13 protein-coding genes are annotated in these 15,396 nt (G+C 62.5%); 8 read left to right on the top strand and 5 right to left on the bottom strand.

Going from position 1 to position 15,396, the window contains the following annotated elements; translation table 11 throughout:
- Positions 1-277 precede the first annotated feature (277 nt).
- Positions 278-1,669: a class II fumarate hydratase gene (gene fumC, locus C5L13_RS05090; RefSeq protein WP_105382193.1), complete on the top strand. Its 1,392-nt coding sequence runs from the start codon at positions 278-280 to the stop codon at positions 1,667-1,669.
- Between the two features lie 288 nt (positions 1,670-1,957).
- Positions 1,958-3,028: a GGDEF domain-containing protein gene (locus tag C5L13_RS05085; protein ID WP_105382192.1), complete on the top strand. Its 1,071-nt coding sequence runs from the start codon at positions 1,958-1,960 to the stop codon at positions 3,026-3,028.
- A 21-nt stretch (positions 3,029-3,049) separates the two neighbouring features.
- On the opposite strand, the gene C5L13_RS05080 is transcribed toward C5L13_RS05085, so the two are convergent.
- Positions 3,050-3,658: a pyridoxamine 5'-phosphate oxidase family protein gene (locus C5L13_RS05080; RefSeq protein ID WP_105382191.1), complete on the bottom strand. Its 609-nt coding sequence runs from the start codon at positions 3,656-3,658 to the stop codon at positions 3,050-3,052.
- A 67-nt stretch (positions 3,659-3,725) separates the two neighbouring features.
- Positions 3,726-4,652, bottom strand: coding sequence for an alpha/beta fold hydrolase (locus C5L13_RS05075; protein WP_105382190.1), 927 nt, complete (start codon positions 4,650-4,652; stop codon positions 3,726-3,728).
- 47 nt (positions 4,653-4,699) lie between these two features.
- Here C5L13_RS05075 and C5L13_RS05070 point away from each other — a divergent pair, with 47 nt between their 5' ends.
- Entirely contained in the window at positions 4,700-5,176 is a 477-nt protein-coding gene (locus C5L13_RS05070; protein ID WP_105382189.1) for a MarR family winged helix-turn-helix transcriptional regulator, read from the top strand.
- A gap of 7 nt (positions 5,177-5,183) precedes the next feature.
- On the opposite strand, the gene C5L13_RS05065 is transcribed toward C5L13_RS05070, so the two are convergent.
- A complete protein-coding gene (locus C5L13_RS05065; protein WP_105382188.1) occupies positions 5,184-5,558 on the bottom strand; it encodes a gamma-butyrobetaine hydroxylase-like domain-containing protein in 375 nt (124 codons plus the stop codon).
- Positions 5,559-5,777: 219 nt separating this feature from the next.
- Between C5L13_RS05065 and moaA the strand changes: the two genes are divergently transcribed.
- A complete protein-coding gene (moaA, locus tag C5L13_RS05060; protein WP_407070410.1) occupies positions 5,778-6,767 on the top strand; it encodes a GTP 3',8-cyclase MoaA in 990 nt (329 codons plus the stop codon).
- A gap of 84 nt (positions 6,768-6,851) precedes the next feature.
- Here moaA and C5L13_RS05055 read toward each other — a convergent pair whose 3' ends face one another.
- A complete protein-coding gene (locus tag C5L13_RS05055; RefSeq protein WP_105382186.1) occupies positions 6,852-9,416 on the bottom strand; it encodes a methyl-accepting chemotaxis protein in 2,565 nt (854 codons plus the stop codon).
- A gap of 283 nt (positions 9,417-9,699) precedes the next feature.
- Between C5L13_RS05055 and C5L13_RS05050 the strand changes: the two genes are divergently transcribed.
- From C5L13_RS05050 to mobB, 4 genes are read left to right on the top strand one after another with little or no spacing between them, the layout of a single operon-like run.
- Positions 9,700-10,605 (top strand): DMT family transporter, encoded by a 906-nt coding sequence (locus C5L13_RS05050; protein WP_105382185.1) that lies wholly within the window; start codon positions 9,700-9,702, stop codon positions 10,603-10,605.
- Between the two features lie 31 nt (positions 10,606-10,636).
- A complete protein-coding gene (locus C5L13_RS05045) occupies positions 10,637-11,866 on the top strand; it encodes a multidrug effflux MFS transporter (RefSeq protein ID WP_105382184.1) in 1,230 nt (409 codons plus the stop codon).
- On the top strand, positions 11,863-12,489 hold the full coding sequence (gene mobA, locus C5L13_RS05040) for a molybdenum cofactor guanylyltransferase MobA (RefSeq protein ID WP_105382183.1): 627 nt from the start codon (positions 11,863-11,865) through the stop codon (positions 12,487-12,489). The genes C5L13_RS05045 and mobA overlap by 4 nt, the downstream gene beginning before the upstream one ends.
- Entirely contained in the window at positions 12,486-13,001 is a 516-nt protein-coding gene (gene mobB, locus C5L13_RS05035; protein ID WP_105382182.1) for a molybdopterin-guanine dinucleotide biosynthesis protein B, read from the top strand. Before mobA ends, mobB begins: the two co-directional genes overlap by 4 nt.
- A gap of 48 nt (positions 13,002-13,049) precedes the next feature.
- Here the strand turns inward: mobB and C5L13_RS05030 are convergent, their stop codons facing one another.
- The gene (locus tag C5L13_RS05030) at positions 13,050-15,266 is read right to left on the bottom strand and encodes an OmpA family protein (protein WP_105382616.1); all 2,217 of its coding nucleotides are present in this window, start codon (positions 15,264-15,266) and stop codon (positions 13,050-13,052) included.
- Positions 15,267-15,396: the final 130 nt, after the last annotated feature.

Raw genomic sequence — 15,396 nt, 5'->3', positions numbered from 1 at the left:
AACAAAGCGCCAGCGCGTACGCAGAAGGTTAAGAAACTATTGGTTAATTTTTTACTGACGACTTGAGGTTTCCAGCGGTGCCAGAGACTATATCGGCCTCACAATTCCATCTCCCGTGTCATAAAAGGCACGCCGAAAGTCTAGCAAAAAGCCCGGCCCGCCCGCTTGCGGACCCGACGCAATCGTATAGTAATGCCGGCCGTCCGGCTAGACGCGCGATAACGCGTAGTTGATCACCCGGTGCCGGGATGGACCACGAATAACAGAGGCAGCGAAAATGGCAGCGACACGCACCGAAACCGACACGTTTGGCCCGATCGAAGTGGCAAGCGACCGTTATTGGGGCGCTCAGGCGCAACGTTCGCTGGGCAATTTCAAGATCGGCTGGGAAAAGCAGCCGCTCGCCGTCGTCCGCGCTCTCGGCATCGTCAAGCAAGCGGCAGCCCGCGCCAACATGCAGCTCGGCGGTCTCGATGCCGCGATCGGCCAGGTGATCGTCGAAGCCGCGCAGGAAGTGATCGACGGAAAGCTCAACGAGCATTTCCCCCTGGTCGTCTGGCAGACGGGTTCCGGCACGCAGTCCAACATGAATGCCAATGAGGTGATCTCAAACCGGGCGATCGAAATGCTCGGCGGCGTCATGGGTTCGAAGAAGCCCGTGCATCCGAACGACCACGTCAACATGAGCCAGTCGTCGAACGACACCTATCCGACGGCCATGCATATTGCCTGCGCAGAACAGATCGTCCGCCACCTGGTCCCTTCCCTGAAGCATCTGCATGCTGCGCTGGACGCGAAGGTGAAGGCCTTTGCACATATCATCAAGATCGGCCGCACCCATACCCAGGACGCCACCCCGCTGACCCTCGGGCAGGAATTCTCCGGCTATGCCGCGCAGGTCGCTTCGGCGATCAAGCGCATCGAGGTTTCCCTTCCGGGCCTCTACGAACTGGCGCAGGGCGGGACGGCTGTCGGCACCGGCCTCAATGCTCCTGTCGGCTTTGCTGAAAAGGTCGCGGACGAGATCGCCAAGATCACCGACCTGCCCTTCGTGACGGCACCGAACAAGTTCGAGGCGCTCGCAGCGCATGACGCCATGGTTTTCGCCCATGGCGCCGTCAACGCAGCCGCCGCGGCGCTTTTCAAGATCGCCAACGACATCCGCTTCCTGGGCTCCGGCCCCCGTGCCGGCCTCGGCGAACTTTCCCTTCCCGAAAACGAACCCGGTTCGTCGATCATGCCCGGCAAGGTCAACCCCACGCAATCCGAGGCCCTGACCCAGGTCTGCGCCCATATCTTCGGCAATCATGCGGCAATCACCTTTGCCGGCAGCCAGGGACATTTCGAGCTGAACGTCTTCAACCCGATGATGGCCTACAATTTCCTCCAATCCGTCCAGCTTCTCGGCGATGCCGCGGTCTCCTTCACGGACAACTGCGTCGTCGGCATCGAGGCCCGCGAGGACAATATCAAGCGCGGCGTCGAAAATTCGCTGATGCTGGTAACTGCGCTCAACACCAAGCTCGGCTACGATATCTGCGCCAAGATCGCCAAGACCGCCCACAAGAACGGTACGACACTGCGCGAAGAAGCAGTCGGCGGCGGATACCTGACAAACGAAGAATTCGATCAGTATGTCCGGCCGGAGAACATGATCGGGCCGAAATAACCTTTATTTCTACGATCCAAAACAAGAAACCCCGCCCATAAGCCGGCGGGGTTATATTTACGAATCAGCCGGAAATGTTACTTGCTGACGATGTGTTGCATTTTTTTCAAAGAGTTCCGCTATGGGTGCTATCAAGTAAATTTGCGCCTTCCTTGAAGAAAATCAACAACTTCCAGCTGATAATACGAATTTCAGAACAAACCTTTCGACAACAACCCCTTAATTCTTTTCCAATAGTTTTCGCATACTTATTCATCTATCGAATCTGGGCGGGTATGGGGATCGTCGATGACGACGGCAACGGCGCCGAAGGCGCAATCTAACGATCTGGTCAGCCAGATCATCTATGCGGTACGCTCCATGGGCGCCGCACCGATTCCGCGTAACTACCAACTCTTCTACGAAGCCTATATCGGCTCGAGCCCCGAATTGACCCTGGAGCTTGCGGCGCTTGGAAGCCGCGCGACCCAGGAAGAACTGGATGAACTCTCCCGCCGTTACCTGGGAACCGACCAGGCAACCGTGGTCGAGAACGCCCACGACAGGATTATCGGCGAAGTGGAATCGCTCCTGCGGCTCCTGCGTCAGGAGCAGCACTCGCTGGAAAGCTACAGCAAGCTGCTCGGCGAAACCGCGCAGCGGATCAATTCGAAAAACAACCTTTCGGCCGAAATCCTGGCCAGCGCGATCGCTCTGCTCAACGAGGCGACAGGCACGACCTTGGCTCATGGGGAAAAGACGGCCGGCGGCGTCGCGCAGCGTTCCCAGGAAATGGAGCAGGTCCGGCGCGAACTCGACGAATACAAGCGCATCGCCAATACCGATTCGCTGACGCGCATCGCCAACCGCCGGGCCTTCGACGAACGCCTTGCATCGGCCTACGACAATTCGGCTGTGCTTCCCGTAACCGCTCTTGTGCTTGCCGACATCGACAACTTCAAGAAGATCAACGACAGCTACGGCCATCCGGTTGGCGACAAGATCCTCGCCACCGTCGCCTCGGTCATCCGGTCGAATGTCCGCAAGGACATCTTTGTCGCCCGTTCCGGCGGCGAGGAATTCGCCATGATCGTGGAAGGAAATACGGCCGAGGAGGTCATGACCATCTGCGAGCGGGTTCGGCGGGCATTGGAGACCCGCACCTTCCGCAATTCGCGCTCCGGCGTCGACTACGGGCCGGTCACGATTTCCGTCGGTTTTGCCATGGCCTCGCAGGCCGGCGATCCGGGCGAACTCTACGCCAATTCCGATACGGCCCTTTATCATGCCAAGAACGGCGGGCGGAACCGCACCGTTTTCTTCGAGGACGGCATGAACAAGGACTATACCGGCAAGAACTGGCTGATCTACAAGAAGTAGCCTTGGCCCGGAACGGGCTTGCTACCACATCGTCCTGGCGGCACGCGCCGACCATTCTCGGTCATAGGTTTCCTGGTCGAAGTCTGCCTTGGCGGCCTTCAGGAGGATTCCGGGCGTCGGGAGGTCCTTGGAATCCACGAAGCGCTCCGGATTCCACAATTGCGCCCGCATCAGCGCCCGGGCGCACTGAAAATAGACCTCATGAATGGTGATCACCGTGACGCTGCGGGGATGCCTGCCGTCCATCTCGAAACTCGTGAGCAGTTCCGGATCCACGGAGATGACCGCACGACCGTTGATACGCATGGCGGTGTTCGACCCGGGCACCAGGAACATCAACGCCACGCGCGGATCGCGCACGATGTTGAGGAGCGAATCGATGCGGTTGTTGCCGCGCCAGTCGGGCAGCAGCAGCGTCGCATCGTCCCTTATCCGCACCACTCCACCGAGGTCGCCGCGCGGCGAACAATCGAGGCCTTCAGGCCCGACGGTCGCAAGCGCCATGAAGGGCGACGCTTCGATCATCTGCCTGTATTCGGGCGTCAGAACCTTCGTGACCTTGACGAGGGAGGCCTCCGAAACGCCGTCATAGATGGCCTGCAGTTCCTCGACCGATGTGATGATGCTCATGTCCCGCCCCCGATGCAGCGCCGGCTTTAGCCAACGAGGGCGACACTAGGATGACAGGTTTATCCGATCAAGCGGCCGCGTCCTCACCGGAGCTCGCCTGCGCCGGCCGGTGATCTTCGGCAAGGAAGGACTTGATCGTCTCGATCACGGCGGGGTCGCTGACGATACGGCGGTGCCCCAATCCGTTCGCCCAGTGAAGCCGTGCCGTCGCGACGCCCTCGAAACGGCGAGCATGGTCGGCGGCGACTTCCTTGTCCTCTTCGGCATGGACGACCAGAAGCGGTTTTGCGAGCCGTCTCGCACTTGCCACCGTGTCGAAATCGTCGAGCGAGGCGCCTGCCACCTGCTCGGCATGGCTGACCAGCAGCGCCTTGACCCTCGGCGGCAGCCCGATCATGCGCGAGAAGCCGTCGAACAGCCAGTGGATATGGCTCGGCGAGCCGATGACGGCAAGCTTGCAGGGGGAAATCGATCCCGCCTCCTTCATCACTCCGCCCGCCGCCAGCATCAATGCCGCGCCGCCGAACGAGTGACCGATTGCCGCATCGAAGCGGCCGAAGCGGCGCTCCGCCTCTATGATGGCATCGACAGCCTGGCGCATGTTGAGACTGCGGCCGTCCGATTGTCCATGGCCGGGAAAGTCGAGCACCACGACTTCTGCCCCCGTCTCGGCAAGCCCTGCAGGCAGAGCCGAAATGTAGGCCGCGCTGGAACCCCAGCCGTGCACGACGAGATAGCGGCGTCCAGCCGATCTGCCGGTGCCGTCGAAGCGATAGGCCATGACCTTGGAGTTCCCGACCGCAAACGGCATGCTTTCCGCGACCGCCAGTCTTTGCCGCCCCTCCGCGTGGGCAGTCCGCGCCTTCTCGCCCTTCGGGCGCCGCGACGGCGTTCGACAGAACAACGCAAATGCGAGCCTGGCGGCGGGACGAGGAAAAAGGTTTCCCCCGACTGTGAAGGCGAAACGGATGACCTGAAGCGCAAAGGGTGCCATAGTGAAAAAATCCAATAATGTTCAATATTGAACAATAAAGTACAACAATGAACAAAAATCAAGCCCTAGTCTGGGATCATCCGCGTTTTCGAAGCTGGATCGCCGTGGCGCGCGCCTGCCAGCTGATGCAAACCGTTCTGACGCGCGAACTTTCAGAGCTCGACATCAAGCCGCCGCATCTCGACATTCTGGTCAATCTCTATCGTTTCGAGGGGATTTCGCAGCAGGAACTGGCGCGCAAGCTGCTTGTCGGGCGCTCGAACATGAGCATGACGCTGCCGCAGATGGAAAAGCGCGGGCTGGTCGAGCGGCGCGGCGATACCAAGGACAAACGCGTACTGCGGCTTTTCCTGACGGAGGAAGGCCGGGCGGTCGCCGAAGAGGCCATGGCCATTCAAACCGGCCTGATCGAACGGACTCTCTCCTCGACGCCGATCGAGCAATGCCATGCGATGGCCGAATCCATGGAAAAGATCATCCTCGCCTTGCATGCGGAAATGGCCGACGAGACCGAATCAGCGTGAGCCGGGTTCAGCGTGAGCGTTGCGCCGGGTCGCGGCTCAGTCCCTTTTCGGAAAGCTCCCGCTCATAGTCGGCAAAGAGCGCGGCACCTTGCTCCCCGAGTTCGCGCAGGTAGGTCCAGGTGAAGATGCCGCTGTCGTGGCCGTCGTCGAAACCGATCCGCACCGCGTAGTTGCCGGTCGGCGTGATCGACTTTATTCCGACATAGCGCTTGCCGGGGACCGTCACCTTCTGACCGGGGCCGTGACCCTGCACCTCGGCGGACGGCGAGAGAACCCGCATGGTCTCGGCAGCCAGTGCAAAGGCCGCACCATCGCTGAACACGACGTTGAGCGTGCGGCGGTCCTTGGAGACCCTCAGCTCGGTCGGCCAGATATCGCTCATGGTGAAACCTCCGCATCGTCACGATCGCGCCGAGGATTATGAGTTTCGCCTGATTGCCGCAAGCGATTTTCGGCTCTCCATCTGTTCTCGGAGGCAAGAGTGTCATACACTTGACGGGAAGGCACCATGTCCCCATTTTCGGGATAAGGGAGATATCACGTGAACAGTTTCGCAGGTCCGATTGGAACCGCAGCGCCAGTCGTCGCCGACAAGGCGCCGATGATCGATCCGTTCGGCCGCGCGGTCACCTATCTGCGCGTCTCCGTCACCGACCGCTGCGACTTCCGCTGCACCTATTGCATGGCGGAGCACATGACCTTCCTGCCCAAGAAGGACCTGCTGACGCTGGAGGAGCTGAACAGGCTCTGTTCCGCCTTCATCGCCAAGGGCGTGCGCAAGATCAGGCTGACGGGCGGCGAGCCGCTGGTGCGCAAGAATATCATGTTCCTCGTCCGCGAACTCGGCGCTCAAGTCCATGCGGGCAATCTGGACGAGCTGACGCTTACCACCAACGGCTCGCAGCTCGCCCGATATGCAGACGAATTGTACGACTGCGGCGTTCGGCGCATCAACGTCTCTCTCGACACCCTCGACCCCGCCAAGTTCAAGGCCGTCACCCGATGGGGCGAGTTCGGCAAGGTGATGGAGGGTATCGAAGCCGCCCAGAAGGCCGGCCTGAAGATCAAGCTCAACGCGGTGGCGCTCAAGGATTTCAACGAGTTCGAAATCGCCGACATGCTGCGCTTCGCGCATGGCCGCGGCATGGACCTGACGGTCATCGAAACCATGCCGATGGGCGAGATCGACGAGGACCGTACCGACCGCTATCTGCCGCTCTCGAAGCTGCGCGCCGATCTCGAAGAACAGTTCACGCTGACCGAGATTCCCTACAAGACGGGCGGGCCTGCGCGATATGTCGAGGTCAAGGAGACCGGCGGGCGCCTCGGCTTCATCACGCCGATGACGCATAACTTCTGCGAGAGCTGCAATCGCGTCCGGCTGACCTGCACCGGCACGCTCTACATGTGCCTCGGCCAGAACGACGCGGCAGATCTGCGCACGGCGCTGCGCGCCTCCGAAAGCGACGACTATCTCTCCGCCGCCATCGACGAAGCCATCACCCGCAAGCCCAAGGGCCACGACTTCATCATCGACCGCCAGCACAACCGGCCCGCAGTCGCCCGCCATATGAGCGTTACCGGCGGCTGAGCACCTTTCTCTGCCCAAACACCGGACAGCAAAAAGCCGGGGTTGCGACACCCCGGCTTTTTTGATCAGGCGATCGGCAGGCGTTCAGGCAGCGCCACGGCGGCGATTGTCCACCCGGCGGTGATGGGCGCCCGCATGAAAGGTCGAACCGGCATCTCCCGTCTTGAAGCGCTCGATCTTCTCGGACAGCGTCTCGACGCGCTGGCGAAGCCCATGGATCTCGGCATTGTTTTCTTCGACCATGGCGGCGTTGCGCTGGGTGATCAGTTCCACTTCCTGCACGGCGCGGGTCACCTCGCTGATACCCGTCGACTGTTCGCCGGTGGCCGCCGAAATCTGGGCGACGAGTTTGCGGACATCCGTGACGTGGGCGATGATTTCGGTGAGCGCCGTGCCGGTTTCCTCGACGAGATGCACGCCGCTCTGGACCTGCGTGGAGCTTGCCGAGATCAGACCCTTGATTTCGCGGGCAGCCCCGGCGCAACGCTGGGCGAGTTCACGCACCTCCTGAGCGACGACCGCAAAGCCTCGGCCCGCCTCGCCTGCCCGCGCCGCCTCGACGCCTGCATTGAGTGCCAGGAGATTGGTCTGGAAGGCAATCTCGTCGATGACGCCGATGATCGTGGCGATCTTTTCAGACGAGCGGCTGATCTCGCCCATGGCATCGACTGCGCGGGCCACGACCTCGCCGGAGCGCACCGCGAACTCCTCTGTCTCGTTGACCGACACGGAGGTCTTGCGCGCGCTGTCCGCAGTTGAACGAACGATGTCGCTCAACTGGCGAAGCGCGCGGGAGCTCTGTTCGAGTGCCGCGGCCTGCTGTTCGGTGCGGCGCGCGAGATCGTCCGCAGAAGCGGCCAGGTTGCCGGTGCCGCCGTCGATTTCCGCAGCGGTCGAACGAACGTCGGCCAGCGTTGCGCGCAGGGCTTCGACGGCCTGGTTATAGGTCCGTGCCATCTCGACGAAATCGTCGGGCAGGTTCTCGTCCATGCTGCGCTCCAGATCGCCCTCGGCGAGCTTGCCCAGCACGTCCGAAAGCGCGCTCAGCGCCTGCCGCTGCTCGGCAGCGATGCGGGCTCGATCGGAGGCACGACGTTCGGCTTCCGCAGTCGAAAGATCACGTGCCGCCGCCGCCTCATGTTCCAGCCGGACGTTTTCGAGCGCCGCGTCGCGGAAGACGGTGACCGAACGGACCATGTCGCCGATTTCGTCACCCCGCTCACGGCCTTCGATCTTTACTTCGAGGTCCCCGTCGGCAAGCCGTTTCATGATGTCCGTTACGCGCCGCAGCGGCCCGCGCAGGGTCTCGACCAGCATCAGCCCGCCGGCAATCGCCAGCACCGTGCCGACCACCATGGCGATGACGGAAAGCTGGGCGGAGCGTTCGCTGTCTTCCTTGCCGACTTCCTGGGCCTGGGCGACGAAGTTCTTCAGGCCCGCCATGCCGGTGGTCAGCGTTTCGGTCGCGGCGGCTCTTGCGCCGGCCCATTCCTGAGTGATCACGAGCATCTCGTCGGCGCGCTGCCCCAGCGTCCCGAGCAGCTTGTCGAGCGTCGCGCCGAAATCCCGCGTGGCGGCATTGCGTGGATTGAGATCGGAAACCTTGGCGCTCGTCGACCGGAGGCCTTCGATATCCGAAGCGATGAGGGCGCGGGGCTCCTTGCCGGGATTTGTGACGAAGCGCTCCGTGTGAAGCTGCAATGCGTTGGCCAACTGGAGCGACTGGTCGATCTGTTCTAGGACGCTCTTCAGTGCGGCGATCTCGGTTTCGAGTTCGACAAATCGTTCGGATGCGTCACCGGACTTCTTGGTGACATCGGCATTGAGATCGCCCTGCGGCTTCATGAAGGCGCTTGCGGCGACCCGCATGGCCTGAGCCTTTTCGGTTGCGGTCTGGCTGCTGTTGACGATCGTGAGGAAGCTGTCCGTCGCCTGCTGGATGGGCTGCATCGCCGTGCGTCCATTGGACGACAACATGCTCTCGATCTTGCCGAACTCGTTCTTCAACGTCTCGGCATAGAGGGAACCCGCCTTGACCGTACCTTCATCGCTGTCGGCAGCCCTTACGGCCGTGCGCAGGTTTTCCAGCCGGCGGGCGATCGACCTGTAGGCGAAAGCCTCGAAAAGCAGCTTCTTTGCAAAACGCTCCTTGCCGTCGAACTGTTTCTGGATCACCTCGACCTGCTTGTCGACGGCCGTTGCAGCGCCGCGCACGCCATTCAGGATATCGTTGATGGCAGCGACATTCTGCTTGCGCTTCTGCTCCACCGCCCAGAGCGCGTCGGTGTTTGCGGAAAGCTTGCCGGCGAGTGCGGCTACGACGGCGACGCGGCTTCGGTCGCCATCGTTCGTCAAGAGCGTCTCGAGATTGGCAACGCCCTTGCTCTGCCGGTCGATGCTCGCCCGCAGGGCCGCCAGGGACGCCTCGTCCGGCGCTTCGGTAAAGGCCTGCAAGGATGCCTGCAGGTTTTCGAAATCGCCGATATTCTCGATCGTCGCCCGCGTGACCGTCATATGGCCGTTGAGCATATTGGCGGTGTAATAGCCGGCGAGCCCGACGCCGGCGATCAGCAGTACCAGCGGCACGACGAACAGAAGAACCTTGGTGACGATCCTGCGGCTCTGAAGAAGGCGATCGATGAAAGACATGTTTTCCCCAACTGCAATCAGGTACCGGGTTCGCGGGTCAATGGCATTCGCGAAACGGCAACGGCACGATTCCAGCCTCATGCGGGAATGATTGCCGCTACAGTCGGACTTTTCAGTTGAGCAAGCGTTAATTCACAACCCCGATATCTCTCTTTTGCCACATCTGGACACATTTCAAGCGGGCTTTCCCGCACCGGGCAAAACAGTACCGCGCGGGGCGCGTTCGGGCTGGCGAGGGGTAAGCCATTGCTTTAAGAGACCGTGGTTACGGAAGGAATCGGCAATGGCATCGTCGGAAAATTCGCGAGGCGCGCTCTTCATGACGCTCGCAATGGCGGCCTTCACCTTCAACGACGCCCTGGTCAAAGCCGTCACTTCCGAACTCAGCATTCCCCAGATCATGGCTGTGCGCGGGGTGATGACGACACTGCTCGTCTACGGAATCGCCCGCTATCTCGGCGTGACGATTTCCTTCAAGGTCGTCACTCATCCGCTGGTCCTGCTGCGGACCGCCTTCGAACTCGGTGCTACCCTCACCTTCCTTTCGGCGCTCGCCCATATCGAATTCGCCGCCGCCTCCTCGATCCTACAGTCCCTGCCGCTTGCCGTTACGTTAGGCGCCGCGTTGTTTTTCGGCGAACCCGTCGGCTGGAGACGCTGGACAGCCATTGCCGTCGGTTTTCTCGGCGTCCTCATCATCATCCGCCCTGGTCCGGAAGGTTTTACGCCGGCAGCACTGCTTGCCGTTGCGGCCGTCTTCTTCACCGCCAGCCGTGACCTGACGACGAGGCGGCTCCAGGCCGACATACCGACAATCAGCGTGACGCTCTTCACGTCCTTCGCCAACACTGTCATCGGGGCTCTGCTGATCGTGCCGATGGGCGGCTGGCAACCGGTGAGCGCCGGCGCCTTCGGCTATCTGGCCCTCGCCTCGATTCTCGTCTTTGCCGGCTATCAGACGGTCATCAAATCGATGCGCAGCGGCGAGATTTCATTCGTGGCTCCCTTCCGCTACACCGGCCTGCTATGGGCCCTTCTCATCGGGATCTTCTTTTTCGGGGAGCGGCCCAACATCTATATGCTCACAGGGGCGGTCATCGTTATCGGCTCAGGCCTCTATACATTCTATCGGGAACGAAAGCGGCAAACTTCGGTGGCCGAAAAGGCCAGCGCGGCGCCGCCGGCCTGACGAAAGCGGGAATGCCAGGAGAGGATACGACGTGCAGGAAAGCCGGTTTCTGGACAGACGGACCCCGCCGCATATCACGACATTGGTCGTCTGCGCCGGACTGGGCGCCCTGTCGCTGAACATCATCCTTCCCTCGCTTCCCGCCATGGCGGGGCATTTCGGTACCGATTATGCCGTCATGCAGTTTGCCGTCTCTGGCTACATCGCCGGGACGGCGCTCCTGCAGCTGGTGCTAGGTCCGCTTTCCGACATCTTCGGCCGCCGGCGGGTGATGATCGGCAGCATCCTCATCCTGCTGATCGGCACGCTGATCTGTCTTTTTGCCCAGACCATCACCGTCTTCATGATCGGCCGGCTGCTGCAGACGACCGTCGTCGCAGGCTTCGTGCTGCCTCGCGCCATCATCCGCGACACCGTGCCGATGGAGAGCGCCGCGTCGATGATCGCTTACGTCACCATGGGCATGTCGCTGATACCGATGGTCGCCCCCACGGTGGGCGGCACGCTCAACGACCTGTTCGGCTGGGAATCCAATTTCATACTGATGCTGGGGCTCGGGCTGCTGACGCTCATGCTGGTTTCCGCCGATCTCGGAGAAACCAACATGACGCCGGCAGAGAGCTTTACGGCGCAGTTCCGCAGCTGGCCGGACCTGTTACGGTCGCGCCGCTTCTGGGGCTACACGCTGACGTCGACCTTTTCCTCCGGGGTCTTCTTCGCCTTCCTCGGCGGAGCGCCGTTTATCGGCACGGCGATCTATCACCTGACGCCCACCATGCTCGGCATGCAGTTCTTCCTGATCGCGGCCGGCTACATGGTCGGCAACTTCATCTCCGGCCGCTACACGCGCCGCTTCGGCACCATGACCATGATGTTCTCGGGTAGCGTCGTCAGCCTGGTCGGCATCGGCATTGCCGCGGCTTTGCAACAGGGCGACGTGGCGTCCGCCACCGCCTTTTTCGCTCCACTGGCGCTGACCGGTGTCGGTAACGGGCTGACCTTGCCGAGTTCCAATGCGGGGGTCGTCAGCGTACGTCCGCGTCTTGCCGGTTCCGCTTCGGGCCTCGGCGGCGCGATCACCGTTGGCGGCGGTGCCGCAATGTCGACACTTGCGGCCGCCGTCCTGAAACAGTCCGACGGCACCATGCCGCTGCTCGCCGTCATGGGCATCTCCACGCTCCTGGCGCTCGCCGCGACGGAATATGTCCGGCAGGTGGATCGCCGCGCAGGGGACACGCCAACCGGAGACGGTGATCGATGAGCGGTTTCGGTACACCTCCCGGCCTGATTCTGGCAGGCGGCAAGTCGAGCCGCATGGGAACCGACAAGGCACTTCTGGAGATCGGGGGCGACACCATCCTCGGCCATACGGTCCGGCGTCTCGGACCCCAGGTTCGCGAGATCGCCCTCAATGCCCCGGAGGGCTTTCCAAATCCGGTTGGTCTGCGCCTCGTGCCCGACCGGATGGGCAACCAGGTGGGTCCGCTTGCCGGTGTCCTGTCCGGGCTCCGCGACATCATCGCCCGCGGCCTGCCGGCGACGCATCTCCTGACGGTGCCCTCCGATACTCCATTCTTTCCGACCGATCTCGTCACCCGTCTGGAGGCGGGAACAGATGATGCGAGGACGATCGTCATCCCCGCCTCGGGAGAGCGCGATCATCCGGTATTCGGGCTGTGGCCGCTTGCCATCGCCGATGACCTCGAAACCTGGCTTTCAAACCCGGAAAACCGGCGGATCAAGACTTTTCTCCACCGTCACCGGCAGGTGACGGTGAAGTTCCCGATGATCGAGACGGCCTCAGGTCCGTTCGATCCCTTTTTCAACATCAATACGCCGGAGGACCTCGCCGAGGCCCGCCGCTTTGCGGGAATGCTCGCATGACCCCTCACCGCGTCTTCGGTATTTCGGGCTGGAAGAATTCCGGCAAAACGGGCCTGACCGAGCGCCTGGTTCAGGAACTGACCCGACGGGGCTACAGGATTTCAACGGTCAAGCACGCCCATCACGACTTCGACATCGACAAGCCGGGCGCCGATTCCTTCCGTCACCGGGAGGCGGGTGCGCACGAAGTGGCGATCGTCTCGGGCAAGCGTTTCGCCATCATGCATGAACTCCGCGACGAGAGCGAACCGAACCTTGAGGAGATACTTGGTCGTCTCGGGCCTTGCGATCTGGTGCTGATCGAGGGTTACAAACGCGAGCCCGTGCCGAAAATCGAACTGCGGCGTCTCGAGGCGAAAAGCCGGGAACCGCTTTCTCCCAGCGATCCGCACATCGTCGCCATTGCGGCGGACCATCCCGTAGCCGACAAGACGCTGCCGGTTTTCGATCTGTCCGATACTGAAGCCATAGCCGACTTCATTCTGCAAACAACCGGACTTACCGCCGAATGAAAAAGCCGCCGGATCGCTCCGGCGGCTCGGTTCGGACTTGCCGATCGACTATTGCTTGGACGCGACCGGCTTCACCAGCGGCGTGATGCGGCGGACCGTGACTCGGCGGTTTTCCTGGTTCGGGCCTTCCGTGCGCACCTTCAGATACTGCTCTCCGTACCCCTGGGTCGTCAGGTTTTCCGGCGGGATAGCGAAGGCATCGGTCAGGACGCGGGCGACGCTTTCGGCACGTTCGTCGGAGAGGATCAAGTTGTCCTGATCGGGACCGACGGCATCCGTATGGCCTTCGATCAGGAAGGTCTCGGCCGGATCCTTCTCGAGCACCTTGTTGATGGCGTCGGCGACCTTGCGCAGAGAGCTTGCCTGATTCATCGGGATTTCGGCGCTGCCCGTGGCGAAGGTGATCGTATCGAGGTCGATACGCGGCACCTTGTCACGGATGCGGGCGGAGTAGCGCACCTCGTCCAGCGTGTAGACGCGCTCGACACGTTCGACCGGCGGCTGCTCCAGGAACTCATAGTAGTCCCGGTCCGGTTCGCTCGATGTGTCGATGATGTAGTCGTCGATCGGTACCGTCAACCGCATCGGCGGCAGATCCTCGCCCGGGTCACGCCAGACATAGTCGGGGCCACGGCGGGCCTCCACCAGTTCCGGCGCATAGTACAGGACGTATTCGGCGCCACCCCTCACGACACGGGTCCGCCGGACGATTTCGCCATAACGGTTTCGCACGGTGACGATTCGCGTTCCGTCATCGCGTACGATGACCTCGCGCACCTGACCGTCACGAAGCCGTTCATATTCCGGCTGGCGCCCGTCCCGGTCGTAGAACCGGCGGCTGTCGTCGTGGCGGACAAAGTTCTGATCGTCGATCGAGATGATCACACGGGCGCCGTCGCGATCCCGCTCGCGATCTCTGCTGCGCGAGACCTCCTCGCCGAACCGCCATCCCTGCGGCCGCTCGAACTGCGGGCGACTGTCGAGCCGCTCACCACGCTCTTCGATCATCGTGCGCACCTGCTGTTCCTGCTCACGGGTGAACGTGGAGCGGGTCTGCGCTTCGGCGTCGGATTTCGGCGGAGCAAGCTGCTGCTGTTCGGCCTCCTGTGCCGGCTGACGGCGCGGGCGTTCGCCATCGCGGCGCGGACGTTCCGGCCGCTCCTTGGCACTGTCGAGCACCGCAGCACCATTCTCGACCGGCAGCACCACCTGCTCGCCTTCGCGGGCTGACGCCGGATCGCGGGCGATCTGACGGGCGCGATCGACCTGTTCGGGTGTCCGCGGCTGCTCCGGCTGGGCCTGTTGCTGAGCCGGCTGCTCCTGGGAAGGCGCCGTCTGCTGGCCTTCCGCCGGCTGCTGCCTGCGAAGCTGCGGGTCCTGGGCCTGCCGGGTTCCCGTAGCCGGGCTGTCCGTAGCCGGTTGGGGCGGGCGGATGCCCTGTGCCGTACCGTCGTCCGGGGCCGGCGCCTGGCCTTGAGCATTCCCACGCGGTGGACGCTCGGGCTGGGTTTGCGGGGTCGCGGCGCGATCATTGGCGCGCGGCGGTTTCGGCGTTTCGGCCTGATTCTCCGCCGGAGCCGCGTTCTTGTCCTGCGCATTGCGACGCGGACGCTCGCCGCCTTCCGGCGCTACCGGCGGACGAAGCTGCTCTGTCTCCTGCGTGGCCGGCGATTTGGTTTCCGGAGCAGCCTGCTGCTGGCGACGTGGTGGACGCACGCCCTCGCCCTGATCCTGATCGGCCTGTTGCTGGCGGCGCTGCGGCTGCTGGCTGCCGCCCTGGTCCTGGTCTGCCTGCTGCTGACGGCGCGGACGCACGCCTTCACCTTGATCCTGATCGGCCTGCTGCTGGCGGCGCTGCGGCTGCTGGCTGCCGCCCTGGTCCTGGTCTGCCTGCTGCTGGCGACGTGGACGCACGCCTTCACCCTGATCCTGATCGGCCTGCTGCTGGCGGCGCTGAGGCTGCTGGCTGCCGCCCTGGTCCTGGTCTGCCTGACGCTGGCGTCTCGGCTGTTCCTCCTGCTGGGCCTGCGGAGCCTGTTTGCGTTCGCCGCCGCCCTGCTTCTGCTGTTCTGCGCCGCCCTCTTCTTCCTGCGCCTTCCGCTTCCTCGGTACCAACGGGTCCTCTTGCTGGACCTGGACCAAACTAGGCATAGGGCCTGTGTCCACCGTGGGGGTGAGCGGCAAGGCAGCGACCGGCTGGATCATCAGCGGCAGCGACACGAACGGCACCGCAACGCTGGCGAACAGTCTGAATTTCTGTGACATGAACATTTCCTCTTCTCGGGTATCATCCCTTTCGTGCGCGTCCTTTATTGCCGGCTCAGGCGGACTTACGCGGCGACTGAATGTTCTCCAGTCGAAATGGTTCCCCGAGGGTGTCGCGGCCCACCTGAAC

Source organism: Neorhizobium alkalisoli, from assembly GCF_002968635.1.
Lineage (GTDB): Bacteria > Pseudomonadota > Alphaproteobacteria > Rhizobiales > Rhizobiaceae > Neorhizobium > Neorhizobium alkalisoli.
This window is presented reverse-complemented; position numbering and strand designations above follow the sequence as displayed.

Excerpts from the sequence above, each read along its gene's own strand:
- fumC (WP_105382193.1), top strand. The coding sequence starts at position 278 with ATGGCAGCGACACGCACCGAAACCGACACGTTTGGCCCGATCGAAGTG.
- C5L13_RS05085 (WP_105382192.1), top strand. The coding sequence starts at position 1,958 with ATGACGACGGCAACGGCGCCGAAGGCGCAATCTAACGATCTGGTCAGC.
- C5L13_RS05080 (WP_105382191.1), bottom strand. The coding sequence starts at position 3,658 with ATGAGCATCATCACATCGGTCGAGGAACTGCAGGCCATCTATGACGGC.
- C5L13_RS05075 (WP_105382190.1), bottom strand. The coding sequence starts at position 4,652 with ATGGCACCCTTTGCGCTTCAGGTCATCCGTTTCGCCTTCACAGTCGGG.
- C5L13_RS05070 (WP_105382189.1), top strand. The coding sequence starts at position 4,700 with ATGAACAAAAATCAAGCCCTAGTCTGGGATCATCCGCGTTTTCGAAGC.
- C5L13_RS05065 (WP_105382188.1), bottom strand. The coding sequence starts at position 5,558 with ATGAGCGATATCTGGCCGACCGAGCTGAGGGTCTCCAAGGACCGCCGC.
- moaA (WP_407070410.1), top strand. The coding sequence starts at position 5,778 with ATGATCGATCCGTTCGGCCGCGCGGTCACCTATCTGCGCGTCTCCGTC.
- C5L13_RS05055 (WP_105382186.1), bottom strand. The coding sequence starts at position 9,416 with ATGTCTTTCATCGATCGCCTTCTTCAGAGCCGCAGGATCGTCACCAAG.
- C5L13_RS05050 (WP_105382185.1), top strand. The coding sequence starts at position 9,700 with ATGGCATCGTCGGAAAATTCGCGAGGCGCGCTCTTCATGACGCTCGCA.
- mobA (WP_105382183.1), top strand. The coding sequence starts at position 11,863 with ATGAGCGGTTTCGGTACACCTCCCGGCCTGATTCTGGCAGGCGGCAAG.
- mobB (WP_105382182.1), top strand. The coding sequence starts at position 12,486 with ATGACCCCTCACCGCGTCTTCGGTATTTCGGGCTGGAAGAATTCCGGC.
- C5L13_RS05030 (WP_105382616.1), bottom strand. The coding sequence starts at position 15,266 with ATGTCACAGAAATTCAGACTGTTCGCCAGCGTTGCGGTGCCGTTCGTG.